The following is a 12,823-nucleotide window of genomic DNA, read 5'->3' on the forward strand; positions in this document are numbered from 1 at the left end:
TCGTGGGATATAGTGGGATATAAAAAGATCGTTTTTGGGTGGGGAGTGAGATCACCGGCGCCGCAGTGATGCCAGCGCGAGCACGCTTAGAGTCGCCATCACTAGCGGTACCATGGGTACCTTCTTCCTGGCTCTGGCACGTCCGAATATCTCGTACTTCACACTCTCCGGTAGGTTGTTTACAGCCTTCAACGCCGCCACTACGTGCGCCGTGGCGAAAGCGCACTCGTTGGCTTCACGGTCCTTGAAGAACCGGCTCATGTAAAGGTAATAGAAGCTTTGTGGTGTCGGCACGTAGAAGTAGTACTTGAGTCCATTCTCAATAGCTTCCTTGTACTGGCTGATGATCGCATTAACGACGTTCCTTATCAACTGAACCGTCAGGCTGTCCTTGTAGCCGAGATCCACCGCCGTACACAATCCGAGTAAGGCCGCACACGTGCTCGCGAAGTCAGGTGATCCCTTGATGTACTCGTTGTACGGGAAGTACCCTGGCTTGTTTTCGAGCTGCATTCCGTAGAGCCAGCACACGTACCGTCTCAACGCGTCGTGGAGCAAGTCCTTCGCCTTGTCGCTCAGGTACCCCGCATTCTCAGCCTCACGGATCGCCCACAGTGCGTAGAAGGAGTACTTAACTGGGTAGTAGTAGGATTTCCAGTACAAGCCCTGCTCCACCGCCTGCTTCTCCAGGAAGCACGGGTTACCATTGCCCTCGTAGAACCGCTTCACCAAGAAGTTAACAGCGTACTTGATTATGTCAGCTACCTTGTACGTCGATCCTTCAACGTTCACATCATCGTTCTCACTTATGAGCCCCGTTTTGATGGCATGTATCAGCGTCAGCACAGCGCCGGCGGTGTCGTAAATGGCGCTGTAATCAACCCAGATGCCGTCCTTCAACCTCTGTCGGACCCAGTAAGCTATCCCGTTTTTCGAGTCGACTATCAGCACATCTTTCTTGTCCTGCTTCGAGCTGCAGTATACTTCTGGAGCCAGGATTGCATTTTTAATAATGTACAAGGCGTCGTTTTTAACTGAGTTCCATAGATCGTCGTCGACAAGTCCTAACTCACGGCCGACTAGCAATGGAATCAGTTGGTACAGGCAGACACCGCCGATCGATCCTGTACGGATGTACCCATTTTCTTCAAGCGTTGTTCTGATGTCCTTGAGTGAGTGTTGGTAGTAGTACCCACGTGGGTTACTGACTGTTAGTACCCACTTAATAGCCCGTTTTACAGCATTTTTGAACTGTTCATCTGTCACTCCTTCCTCTACAGCTAGCACTAACATGGGAATGGTAAATTTAGTAATTGAGTACCCTGGCTCGCCTCCGAACCCGACGTATCCGTACTTATCATTCTTTTTAACGTAAACTATGCGCTTATTGTTGTCAATAAGAGCCAATATCTTGTCTCCCAGTTTAACCGCCTCCAGCCCGTGGTCTGAAGAGAAGTAGTTATGCTTTTTGACGTAAATTATCCGACAGTCTCCCTTGTACGTGGTCGGCCACGTGCCGATATCGACGTCCTCTACCGTGAAGTCCCTGGACGCCGGACCCTCGTCCTGCAGTTGGCCGTCCTGCTCGGTCGCAAAGTGGACTTCGTACTGATTACCGTTGTAGGTGCCACCTGGATCCCGAAGTGTGTAGGTCTTGCCGACGTCCTGCTCGGTGAACTGGTTCTCCACCAGCCACGCTGTGCTGTCCTTCAAGCATTGGTCGACGTCTTCGAGCGTGACCGCACTGGCGGGTCCCATCGCCGTTACGCAGCACAGAATCACGAGTAACCGTCTCACTTAAGTCATCCCCTAGTGCGTCAGTCCCGGGACATTATTAATATTTCTTTCGATTGTGATGTTACTAAAAGACCACAGGTTCCACTCAGGCGCTGAACGTTCTATAATTCGTAACGATTCCGGATGAGGGCAGAGGGAGGTTCAGTCTCCGTGGATCTCCTCGAGTAGTTCCTCTACTATCTTCTCCCGGACTTCCTCTCCGGTGACGCGTCGGAGGATGGCTCCTAACGTCTCGTCATCGTCCACCGGGATGAAATACGCCGTCTTACGGCCGAGACGCTTCGACTTCAGCAGCCCTTCCTGCCTAACCTTGTAGAGTGCGCTTCTAATGCTGTTGGCTTTGACGTTGTATCCTAGTTCTTTGAGCACCCTAACGATTTCATCAACGTTAATCCATTGACCCTTAAGACTCGCTAGTAACACCACCGCCAAGGCCGCTCCTAGGTTCGTTAGCTCACCTTCACGAAGCCTTCTCTTAATCTCTTCGACATCCTTCTGGAACTCCTTCGTGACCTCAGACAACTCCGACTACCCCCCTCCACGTCTAATTCCCTGCACTGGCGGGATTCGCGGTTAATAAATAAATCGCCGTGCGGTTACCGAACTGACTTACATGTGGGCCGATGACGAGGTAATCCCCGGCTGACAGCCGGTGTGATGATGGAGAGCCGGCGGAGGTCTTTATATCAGTCCCAAGTAGTTGAGCACGGCAAGGGTGGCGTGGACGGCCTCCTCGGTCCTCACTACCTGCACCCCTTGATTTGGCACGAAGTTGATCGTTAGATACTCGTCTCGAACCTCCGAATTTACGTCCAGAACGCTCACTTTACCAGATCCGAACACCACGCACTTTACCGGAGTATTGAACTCGACTTCCCGAACGTTTTCACCGTATCTTGAAGTCACAATAATACCATCCTTAAATTTCCTTAACACCTCATTAAGCCCAGTCACAACCTCAACTCGGTACCCCCAGTACTCCTCGGGCTCGGCCGGTTCCACCTCCAGCGGATCCTCGGAAACTACTCGCACGGTCACCCGTTCATGTGGTTTAAAGCGCCGTTTGGCGCGTGCGAGGCGGTCGGCACCCACGTCCACTAGCGCTCCGTTCCGACTCCTCCTAACGACGTAACCCTCCCGTACCTCACCTTCCTTCGGCGGGTGGACCTTATGGTGAGGGGTCCTCAGCGGCGGCATGACTCCGGCGTACCTTAGGTCACGGTCCAGTCTGAATACTCTCTTCCTAAGGTATTGTGGGCATTCCTGATACTCCAAGAGTTTTCGTAACCGCTCCGCGTTCCTGCGGGTTCCGACACCATCGCCGTATAGATAGACCTCCTCCACCCGATATATAGCCAGAGCACGCGCGAGGGTCCCCACCCGATAAGTGTAGATCTTCGGGTCGGTCTCCTCGGAAAAGAGGCTCCACGGGAACGCGACAGCCACCACGACCTACCACCCCCTCCGGGGGAGATCGAGTTGCGGTTAGTGTCCGGCCTCGAACCTCAAGAAGGGTACGAGATAGGGGTAGTCGTGGACGCGCTGCGAGCTAGCTCGACGATAGTTACGGCCCTGGCCCTGGAAGCTGAAGCGGTCGTGCCGCTTTCTTCCCCGGAGGAACTCAAACGGGTGGATGGACCCACGATCGGGGAACACCATGGTAAGAAGATCGACTTCGCGGACTACGGTAACTCGCCGACCGACCTGCTGCGCCACGCCGATGAGATTGAGGGAAAGACATTGTATATGGTAACCACCAATGGGACCGATGCCATTTTACGGGCCTCAGAAGTTCACGAGGAGGTGCTGATCGGTAGCCTGCTGAACGCTTCGGCCGTGGCCTCGAAACTCTCCGGTGACACCTGCTTCGTGGAGGCGGGTCATCGGGGGATGCTCGCTGTCGAGGACACCTACACGGCGGGCTACATCGCGCACTTAGTATGCGGGGAACCTGCCGACGGTAGGACACGAGCGGCCATGGAAATGGCCCGCGGTCTTCCGGCGGAGGAGGTGTTCAAAGGCTCGAGGACTGGCCACGTGCTCGAGCAACGCGGGAGGCTCGAAGACGTCGAGTTCTGCGCTCGTGTGGACGAGTTCGAAGTCGTACCGGTCTACGAGGACGGTATGGTGGTGCCCCGGTAGTTGCTGATGGACCGGTTCGAGATGTTCGGCTCAGAGCTCTATGTGATTAGAACCGCACACGCCGGGGTGGACGGCGACCGGGTCCGGCGTAAAATTTTGGAGTTAAATCCCGAAGCCGTGTTGGTGGAGCTATGTGAAGGTAGGCTGCTCTCGTTCCTCGCTGAACTTCGCGGTGAGCGAGCAGGATCACGGACCGGCGGTCTCACTGGGAGGTTAATCGCCGCAGCTGAGCGCATTGTAGGTCGCGTAGTCGGAGGAGAGTTAGGTGAGGACATCAAGGGTGCCATCGAAGCGGCACTGGAGCTGGAGGCTGAGATAGTTCCCGTGGATATGGACATCGGCTGGGTCCTCCGAAGGGTAAAAATGAAAGCTTCGAGATGGGAACTCCTGAGGTTCCAGCTCTCCGTGACCATCGATGTCTTACGATCGTTACTCCGGCCGGGTCAGACCAGGGATGCCCTGCTATCATCCGTCGCGGATGAGGAAGCCGCTCGGGAGATGGTTCGTGGGCTCAGGAGTGCTTTTCCCAGAATAACCGAAGTGTTGATCGACGAGCGCAATCGGGTTATCGCGGAGAACACGATCGAGTTCCTCCACAGCCGTGAGGACGTAACCAAAGCCGTTCTCGTGATAGGTGCGGCCCATTACGGAGTGCTCGACATTCTCCGAGAAGCGGAGCTGGAGAGCGCGTCGCATCATGATGAGGATACGGCGAGCGGAGAGGGTGAAGAGGAGACCGCGGGCTGAGCAGGTCGACCGGAAGATTGAAAGATTTTTGAATAATTCAAAGTCTCTTTAAAGAGCGGATACGGAGGGTACCACGATGCGAGTACTGTTCCTAGGCTACCGATACGGGAGTAGGGCCGCGGAAAACGTAGAGTCGAGGTCGGACTTCGACGTCGAGTTCCTAGAAGTGAAGGAGCCTCCGAAGAACGTTATTTTGGATGAAGACTATGTGAGGGCTCTCTTGCCATCGTCCTACTCGGGGTTCGACCTCGTCGTTTCGTACCTCCAACATCCGGATCTGCAACTCGCACTGGCCGAAGTTTGTGAATTACCTATACTGTACGGCATCTCCCCTGATCCGGCGGTTCGAGAGGAAATAAAGCGCAGTCACGACGCCGTCGCTTTCCCAGAGACCACCATGTGTTCCCTGTTGCCTGAAACCGGCATCCCAGAGGTCGACCGGTTCGCCGAGAAGTTCGGAAAACCGAAGCTGAAGGTGTCGATGTCCGGAGGAAGGGTCCGGGAAGTACGAGTAGTCCGAGGTGCTCCGTGTGGTGCCACATGGATAGCCGCCGAGCGTGTTGAGGGGATGTCGGCGGACGAAGAGGCCGTGAGAGCCTTCGCTCTGGCGGCCTGTCATCACTGCGTCGCACCGCGGTTCGGTAAGTTCGAGTCGAAGGACGTTGCGGCGTATCTACACGGTGTCGCGTTGGCCGAAGCACTCGGAATCGAACTCGACGTCGACTTGAGGGAGTTCGAGTTCCCCATCTAGCGTCTCAGAGAAGCTTAACGCCCAACCCCCGTAAGATGAACTTCATCGATATGTACAGGAATACCGCCCCGAATATACCTTTGATCGTCCACGGCTCGATTTTCTGGGTAGTCTTCGCGCCTAGTTTCACCCCGGCAATGGTGCCCAAGCCCAGCAGCGTGCCTCCAATCAGGTCCGTTAGGCCCTGGGCCATCTTGTACGCCGCAGAGACCGTCGCCATGGGGACCATGCTGACCATAGACGTCCCCACGGCGAGGTGAACCGGCGCGTCCAGCAGGTAGATGAATGACGGAACCAGGGCGTAGCCTCCACCCAGTCCCAGGATCCCAGTAAGGACTCCGATGCCGAACCCTATTGCGGCCTTGCCGGACGGCTTACCTGGGATCTCGTCGGCATCGGACCCAGGGATCTTCTTGATCCACTCGTAAATCATCCTCACCGAGGCGTACAAGAAAGCCGCTCCGAGGATCACCTGCAGCACTCCGATGTGCCTCATTATGAAGGCGAAGATTATGGAGCCAAGCAGTGCACCTATGGCACCGGCGGCCAGAACGATAGATGACGTTTGGTAGTCGATGTTCCCGAGTTTCGCGTGAGATATCGTACCGAACGTCGCCGTCCAAACCACCGCGAATACTGTCGTGGCGATAGCCTTCGGAATGGGATATTTCAGCAGGAACACGAGCATGGGTAACATCAGCACGCATCCACCGGTACCTATGAGGCCACCTAAGTAGCCAGCTATGAACCCAGTTCCAAGTAGCTCGAGTGCCATGAGTGCCGATATTCCGGGCAAACACATCGCCCTGCTCTCCTCTAATTTCAAAAGTTTTTTAATGTTTCGAGATTAGTTGAACAAGGGGACGCGGTCGTGTCTCGGAAGATCCTGGTGCCGTTTGACGGGTCCGAACCAGCCGAGCTGGCCTTGAGGTGGGCGCTTCTGGACGCGCACGACCACGGGTTTCCGATCAAGATTATGTACGTGGTCGATGAGCGTTCCTTGGACGAGCTTACTGGCTTCGCTCCCAAAGAGACGGTGCTTAAGGAACTGAGGGGAAGAGGGGAGGGGATACTGAACAGAGCAGAGCGAATGGCGAATGAATTGGGCGTCGACGTGGAGATCGAGAAGAAGTCCGTGTAGGTGTTCCGTGGCGTGAAATCGTGAGGGAAGCGGAAGATGACGAGGAGATCAACTTGATCGTGTTGGGATCTCACGGACGGACAGGTCTAGAGAAATTGATCCTGGGAAGCGTCGCGGAGAACGTGATCAGATACAGTCCCGTCAACGTCTTGGTGGTGAAGCATGAGAAGAGAATCGAGGATAGCGTCGTGAGGCTCTCCGTCCTTAAGCCAAGAGCAGACCGTTGAGCGTCATCTTGGCCCCTACGATGGCTAACACCACCGAGAACGCCCGCTTGACTTTCTCACCGCCGATCTTGTTGGAGAGCTCCGCCCCCACGTATGACGACATTAACATTCCGACAACTACGGCCAGTGCGGCCCAGAAGTTCACATACCCTTCCATCCAGTACTGAGCGACTCCCGCCAGCGCGCTGATTGGTACGATCACGGATGACGTGCCTACGGCGATCATGGTAGGGAAGTTCAAGATCGACGCCATTACCGGGACGAAAAGCACGCCGCCCCCTGACCCGGTGAAACCGCTGAAAGCACCCACGCCGAAACCCGTGAGCGACGCTATCACGGTGTTATCGCGGATCTCGTTCTTTTCCTCGATCTCCCCATCGAACGCCATCCTGAGGGCCATTGCGGAGCACGCTACCCCAAGCGCTACTTTGAGCACGTGCTCGGAAGCTAGGCACGCCAGGTAGCTCCCTACCTGCGCCCCAACGATCGCGCTTAACCCGAAGACCGGTGCCGCGCCGACGTGTACATTGCCCTCTTGAAGGTGCTTGTAAGCTCCGGTGAACCCGCCGAGACTTATAGCAAACAGCGTAGTGCCCAGAGCCAGATGCATGGGCATTCCGGTGGAGTTCAGGAGTGGTACTAGTAGGAAACCCCCACCGACGCCGAACATTCCGGAAATTAACCCTACGAGACTGCCTATCCCGAGATACAGCATTGTTGACGGGTCCGGTATCATAGTGAAACTTCTTCCCCTCCGCGCTCTGCGCGCTCGGAGGAGACGTTACTTAATGACGTTATCGCCCTCTTAGCGTCCTCAGGGCCGTCCCTACAACGTTTCCCTTAACGTGAGGGATCCACTCGCGTTCCAACCGATCGAGAAACCCCTTCACCTCATCTCGAAGCCCTCCGGCATAGGGACACACGTCCTCCGTCCTTACGGTATCGACTTTTAACTCCTCAGACAGCGCCTTGGTGACGGCCTCTGGACAGCGAGCTAACGGTCGGACGAGTCTGGGTCCCTCACGCCACGTTCCCGTGTACCACAGCAATTTCAACCGTTCGGCGCCTGTGAGCAGCGAGAGTATTGCGGTAGTCGCCGCGTCGTCTAGCGTATGACCCAAGGCGATATAATCGAACCCCTCGTCTTCCGCGAGTCGACCGAGCTCGATCCTCCGAAGTGTACGGCACGCGTAGCAGACCTTGCGAGCGCTCATCTCCCTCTTGAGGTCGAGCACGTCCGTCTTCGGCTCCAGGAGGTGTGCCTGTATACCCAATATGTTCGCCTGCTTCTCGACGACACTCCAAGCGCTGATTTTCTCACCGTCCACCGTCGGGGCCACGTGAGCTCCCTCTACCTCCCACCCGTACTCATCTTCGAGTCTCTTCAGACCGAACGCCACCGCGAAACTGTCCTTACCACCCGACATAGCCACCAGGACTCTGGAACCCGGACGCGGATGACCTGACCTCCTAACGCATTCCTCGATTTTGTCCTCGATTACCTGTGCAGGGTCGCTGAACGCATGTGACAACTTAAGAAACCCCGCTAGCACTTTGAGACGACGACTGGCGACGAAATGCGCAGCGTTGTGAATCCCGTCAGGAACGTCGTTCCAGTATCCTCAAGCGGTGCTTTTTGGTCCGTCGCTACTCACTTAGAGGCTTTAAGGTAGTTTCTATTTCCCCACGCTTCTCCGCTAGTCCCAGTGCACGCACCTGCTAGTCCCAAATCGCGTCGCCTACTAACGTGCTCAACACCAGCCCTCCGAGCCACGAGAAAGCGTTTCCGACCACGTTCACGTTAGTCCAACGCCTCGGGTCGGCGGAACTATCGAGCGAATGCACGGATACACCCACCGGGCAACGGTAAGATCGTGTAAAGGGCGTGACGTATCGTTATATCAATTATCGTATCGATATTCATACCCTTCAATAAACCGTACAATCCACCCGATAACGATCCTGGCAACTCAAAGAGCTCACTTACCAAACGTTTCGTGGATTCCTAAATTAACGGAATTTCAACGCTTAAATGTACTGTTTCCAATACTTCTTCAATAACTGTGTCCGGCCTGCCCCACAAAGGTTCACCTGATAAGAGTCTCACGAATAAATTCACTAGTGATCGAACATTAGATCAAACCAGTCAAGATAGCAATCATATCAGTTCGCATATTAGTACATATACTAGAGTCGCACAGCTTAGTCTATCTATATGACCCATTTGGCTCATTCCCGGAAGCATGTAGCAATAACTTGATTGGTCTGACGTGAATTATATCTAACTTTTCTAGTATATGTTCGAGTTTGAACGCTTCACGGCGTGGTTAGAAATAGTTTCAGCTCAAGAAATTGCCACAGATAATAGATTTAATGAAATTTAAAAATTCTAGCAGTTTGCGATTGTACCTATTTATTTCCCCATTAGAGAGTTTGATAAATGCGGTTACTAACTCATTGGAATTAGTACCATATACTACTAGCGAAAATCTGTAGACGTAGAATGTTGCAAAATCTCCATTAACATTAATTCCGAAGATAAAATCCAGCACATGTAATATCCATTCGATAGCGTATTTAGAAATAATCTTGACATATTTAGAAGTACGTTCTTTTAATGCTTTAGACATTAGAAGTGGACAGGAGGTAAATGGAAGAACCTGAGGTTCAGCTCTTGTATCCACGAATGCGTAGGTCCTTCTTCCCTTAACTATGTTAAGTCTAAAATGGTGCCGACGTCGAAATCCGTTGATGTAGGTATTAATGGTATATTGGATGAGAGCTTAAATACTGTGTACGTGTGTTTCGGATGTAACGTTATACTTTCGATAAGTTGAGAACCGATTTCAAATATTAACTTATTATTTTCGATAGACATGAAGCTTGATGCCCTATCACTAGTTTTGGAGTATGGTGGAATTTTGATATATAAGGTATAAAGACGGAAGTTTTTGATCGTATAATGATCGTACAGTATAATTAAGGTTCAAAGTTTGGATAACCCCTTTAGTAGTGGTAACTGGGATACATTCTTTCTTCACTGTTAATAACGGATTTTTCTAACAATAGGATCCGATCATATGTATCGCGCACGTAAAAGCACGAGGAGGGTGTTGACACCATCAGAATAGTGTTAGTGATAGTGAAGAAGAGACCGTGGTAGTGGTAACGAAACAAGTTAGATCCTCTCTAACCGGTGGAGTATCTCGTTGGAGCAAAGCGGAGAATGACAAGAGGACTCCTCGTGCTGCGGTACCACGTTGATCACTAAAAGGCTTACTGTCCTTGGGAATACGGCGCCGTGGGTACACTCACAACTCCAACCTGTCCTCCCGACGTATGATGACTTCTCTCGGCTCCCCCTCTTCGACTTCCACGATAACGGTACCCGTGAGTCCCTTGTCGGCCAATCGCTCTACCGCCTTCCGGATACCCTCGACCGCGGCGCTTCGTCGTAGGTCCTCCTTGTATTCCTCGTACAGGAGACCTACTAGGTCCCTGAGAGATCGCATGAGATCGGGTACTTCCTCACCCAGGAAGTTCGCGACATCCTCCCACTCCCAACGCTGTAGACACTTGGTGATGAGCAGCAATTCCTCCTCCTCGGACAGCTCCGGCCTGTCCTCGGTGTCCAAGAAGTACGCTTTCGCCAGTTCCCGTACCGCGTCGGCAGCGATCTCGTACGTGTGGACCATATCCGCGTACTTTTCGAGCCGTTTAAGTTGACCCTCGGTTAGCGTCGGCTGGTACTTCAAGGACGACATGGGTTCGAAGAGCAGTCGGGCTACCTCAGGCTCAAGGTCTCGATGTGTTTCGCCTAGCCAGTTTGCCAGTTTGATCCTGAACTCGAAGTTCGCTCGGTTGATGATCTCCTCGGCTTCCTCAGAGACCGGCCGGATAACGGCGACGGAGTATTCTCCGCTTACGGGGTTGCGGTTGGGGCTGATGTGCACAGGAACAAAACCGTTACGCAACCAGAATCGGGTAAGTTCTTCGTTGGCTCCGAACCCCGTTCCTATCCAATCGTAGTTCTTCTTTTTCGCTATGTTTACCAGTTCCTTCATGGCTCGAGAGCCAAGGCCATGCCTCATGACGTCAGGATGTGTCGCTATCCTTACGATCCTGAGCCCCTTCATTCGCGGGAACTCCAGCGCGTCGTGGTGTTGAACCATCAAATCTGGGATCACGTTGCCCGGCGGTCGGTAACCGCGACGCATTTTGGTGATCACGTCTCTGGGTATGGAGCCTTCACGGGCTACCTGGAGCGCGGTGACGATCTTACCGGTCTCGGTTTTGAGGGCGTAGGCCTCGTGGTGCGGAGCGTCGGCGAGCACCATCACGTCGCTGGGCCGGTTACGATAATGTGCCATCACGTAGATTCCGATGAATTGGCGTAGCTCATCTTCACCCTCAGGATCCTCGAACCAGTACCTCAGGTCCGGCTTCTCTAGCTCGACCTTCATTTCCTTCACGCATTTCAGGTCACTCTCGTCGAGATCCGCGGGCTCGGCGTCCAGGAGGAGCGTGTCGAATAACCATCGTTCGATGGGGTCGTCCGGATCGTAGCGGATCGGCTCGTGCATCTTGAACTCTATCAAGCGAACGTCCTGTCTCCTGCGGACGTTCTGGAGGAACCTCACCGAGAATCCGCGGCCCGCACCTTCGTAGCCGTGGATGGTGGAAGAGTAGACCACCTTGTCGTTGTTGTCCAGGATCCTCTCCAGGATGGGAACGTGAATCGATGCGGCTTCGTCGACTACCATCAGGTCGCACTCGATCTCGGAGGCTTCGGACGGTTGCTCGTACTCGACCACGAAATCGTCGGTTTCTACGTACACGATGTTCCCTTTGTCGTCCCGTTCCACATCGTACTCGACACCGAGCTCACGCAATGCTTTGAGTAAAAACTCGAAGAGTACGGCGACGTTCTCGGGCTCGGACGCCGTAACCACGACGTCGTACACGTCGGTCGTGACGCCCGCACCTGTCACGGCGATTCCGAGAAGCGCTGACTTGCCTCGCCCTCGGTCCGCCGTGAGGATCAGGGCGGTCTTGCCGTTCGACTCCAACAGCTCTTCGAACCTAATCAGGGCCCGAAATTGATCCTCGGTCGCACACATCCGGTAGAGCTCGTCGGGGAGCACGGCGTCGTCCGGTGGATCGAGATCTGGCCGTTCTCGACGTTTGACCTTCACTTCGAGGTCGACATCTTCCGACGGTTCGGGATCTGCGGTCCACTCATCCGTGTTCACTATCCAAATGCCGTCATGCTCCTTCAGCTTCCTTATGAACCGCCGGTTGAAACGCTTGCCGACGTGGTCGAGCGTGTAAGGCGGTGTCACTAAGCTCTTGTGGAAGGCCGTCCACATGTTCCTCCAGCGGTCGAAGGGTGGAGTCTGGAAGATTACGAGACCACCTCCTCGAACTGTTTCGACGAGACGACCGATAGCGTCCGGATCCAGGTCGTAGGATAGGTCAATCACCATGAGATCCCAGGTGGTACCGAGCGCCCGTTTGGAGCTGCCGAAAGTGAGTGCCTCTAACTCGTACTCGAAGTTTGCTTCCTCGGCGAATCCCTCGAAGACGCGGCGAAACTTCTCGTAACGCTCATAGGCGTACGTGTCCTCTTTGAGGCTGTCAGTCACATACAGGACGGAAATGGGCCTATCCCGGACGTCGAAAAGGACGTCCGCGGCTCCCGCCGTCACGACACCCGCAGCCTCCGCTTTCCCTTCATCACCCTGGAACACGATCATCCTTCGGTGTCTGTGGACTAAGGCCTCGGCGAGGGCTTCCTCCCCAACGTCTAGCACGATCTCATCGACGTCCGCGAAGTCCAGTACTCCCTCGTCGAAGAACACTTCCACTTTGTCCGGCATTCCGAGCCCCCTTTGCCGCACTATCCCCACTTGATGGCGGGATTCGACTTAAAGCCCGAGACGGTACGCTCCACCTGGGGATGAAGACGGACCTCGGGCCGAAGTCCAATGGGGAGGGTCCGCGCTACTGACCCGCTTT

General features: G+C 54.2%; 13 protein-coding genes. 5 read left to right on the forward strand and 8 right to left on the reverse strand.

Going from position 1 to position 12,823, the window contains the following annotated elements; all coding sequences use genetic code 11:
* Nucleotides 1-51 precede the first annotated feature (51 nt).
* The 3 genes from BW919_RS01755 to BW919_RS01765 form a co-directional block, all read right to left on the reverse strand.
* Entirely contained in the window at nt 52-1,797 is a 1,746-nt protein-coding gene (locus tag BW919_RS01755) for a hypothetical protein (protein WP_088335203.1), read from the reverse strand.
* A 141-nt stretch (nt 1,798-1,938) separates the two neighbouring features.
* Entirely contained in the window at nt 1,939-2,319 is a 381-nt protein-coding gene (locus tag BW919_RS01760) for a hypothetical protein (protein ID WP_088335205.1), read from the reverse strand.
* A 159-nt stretch (nt 2,320-2,478) separates the two neighbouring features.
* A complete protein-coding gene (locus tag BW919_RS01765) occupies nt 2,479-3,246 on the reverse strand; it encodes a putative RNA uridine N3 methyltransferase (protein WP_088335207.1) in 768 nt (255 codons plus the stop codon).
* A 39-nt stretch (nt 3,247-3,285) separates the two neighbouring features.
* On the opposite strand from BW919_RS01765, the gene BW919_RS01770 reads away from it, so the two are divergent.
* From BW919_RS01770 to BW919_RS01780, 3 genes are all read left to right on the forward strand, one after another.
* Nucleotides 3,286-3,939: a 2-phosphosulfolactate phosphatase gene (locus tag BW919_RS01770; RefSeq protein ID WP_232452924.1), complete on the forward strand. Its 654-nt coding sequence runs from the start codon at nt 3,286-3,288 to the stop codon at nt 3,937-3,939.
* A 6-nt stretch (nt 3,940-3,945) separates the two neighbouring features.
* Nucleotides 3,946-4,686, forward strand: coding sequence for a TraB domain-containing protein (locus BW919_RS01775; protein ID WP_198324635.1), 741 nt, complete (start codon nt 3,946-3,948; stop codon nt 4,684-4,686).
* A 76-nt stretch (nt 4,687-4,762) separates the two neighbouring features.
* Nucleotides 4,763-5,437, forward strand: a complete 675-nt coding sequence (locus tag BW919_RS01780; RefSeq protein WP_088335213.1) for a DUF166 family protein — start codon at nt 4,763-4,765, stop codon at nt 5,435-5,437.
* A gap of 4 nt (nt 5,438-5,441) precedes the next feature.
* Here the strand turns inward: BW919_RS01780 and BW919_RS01785 are convergent, their stop codons facing one another.
* Nucleotides 5,442-6,233: a sulfite exporter TauE/SafE family protein gene (locus BW919_RS01785; RefSeq protein WP_088335215.1), complete on the reverse strand. Its 792-nt coding sequence runs from the start codon at nt 6,231-6,233 to the stop codon at nt 5,442-5,444.
* 75 nt (nt 6,234-6,308) lie between these two features.
* On the opposite strand from BW919_RS01785, the gene BW919_RS08070 reads away from it, so the two are divergent.
* Both BW919_RS08070 and BW919_RS08075 read left to right on the forward strand, forming a co-directional pair.
* Nucleotides 6,309-6,578: a universal stress protein gene (locus BW919_RS08070; RefSeq protein WP_088335217.1), complete on the forward strand. Its 270-nt coding sequence runs from the start codon at nt 6,309-6,311 to the stop codon at nt 6,576-6,578.
* A 20-nt stretch (nt 6,579-6,598) separates the two neighbouring features.
* Nucleotides 6,599-6,805 (forward strand): universal stress protein, encoded by a 207-nt coding sequence (locus tag BW919_RS08075; RefSeq protein WP_198324636.1) that lies wholly within the window; start codon nt 6,599-6,601, stop codon nt 6,803-6,805.
* On the opposite strand, the gene BW919_RS01800 is transcribed toward BW919_RS08075, so the two are convergent.
* The 4 genes from BW919_RS01800 to BW919_RS01810 all read right to left on the reverse strand — a co-directional run bounded on the left by BW919_RS01800 (nt 6,783) and on the right by BW919_RS01810 (nt 12,684).
* Nucleotides 6,783-7,541: a sulfite exporter TauE/SafE family protein gene (locus tag BW919_RS01800; RefSeq protein ID WP_088335221.1), complete on the reverse strand. Its 759-nt coding sequence runs from the start codon at nt 7,539-7,541 to the stop codon at nt 6,783-6,785. The two genes, BW919_RS08075 and BW919_RS01800, sit on opposite strands and share 23 nt — an antisense overlap.
* A gap of 58 nt (nt 7,542-7,599) precedes the next feature.
* Nucleotides 7,600-8,337 carry a tRNA 2-thiocytidine biosynthesis TtcA family protein gene (locus tag BW919_RS01805; protein WP_088335223.1) on the reverse strand — a complete coding sequence of 246 codons (738 nt, stop codon included), beginning with the start codon at nt 8,335-8,337 and terminating at the stop codon, nt 7,600-7,602.
* A gap of 187 nt (nt 8,338-8,524) precedes the next feature.
* Nucleotides 8,525-8,650, reverse strand: a complete 126-nt coding sequence (locus BW919_RS08085) for a hypothetical protein (protein ID WP_257789226.1) — start codon at nt 8,648-8,650, stop codon at nt 8,525-8,527.
* A gap of 1,466 nt (nt 8,651-10,116) precedes the next feature.
* Nucleotides 10,117-12,684 (reverse strand): tRNA(Met) cytidine acetyltransferase TmcA, encoded by a 2,568-nt coding sequence (locus BW919_RS01810; protein WP_088335225.1) that lies wholly within the window; start codon nt 12,682-12,684, stop codon nt 10,117-10,119.
* Nucleotides 12,685-12,823: the final 139 nt, after the last annotated feature.

Source organism: Methanopyrus sp. KOL6, assembly GCF_002201915.1.
GTDB lineage: Archaea > JAADCQ01 > Methanopyri > Methanopyrales > Methanopyraceae > Methanopyrus.

Coding starts and splice junctions, on each gene's coding strand:
- BW919_RS01775 (WP_198324635.1), top strand. CDS start 3,946: ATGGACCGGTTCGAGATGTTCGGCTCAGAGCTCTATGTGATTAGAACC.
- BW919_RS01780 (WP_088335213.1), top strand. CDS start 4,763: ATGCGAGTACTGTTCCTAGGCTACCGATACGGGAGTAGGGCCGCGGAA.
- BW919_RS01800 (WP_088335221.1), bottom strand. CDS start 7,541: ATGATACCGGACCCGTCAACAATGCTGTATCTCGGGATAGGCAGTCTC.
- BW919_RS01810 (WP_088335225.1), bottom strand. CDS start 12,684: ATGCCGGACAAAGTGGAAGTGTTCTTCGACGAGGGAGTACTGGACTTC.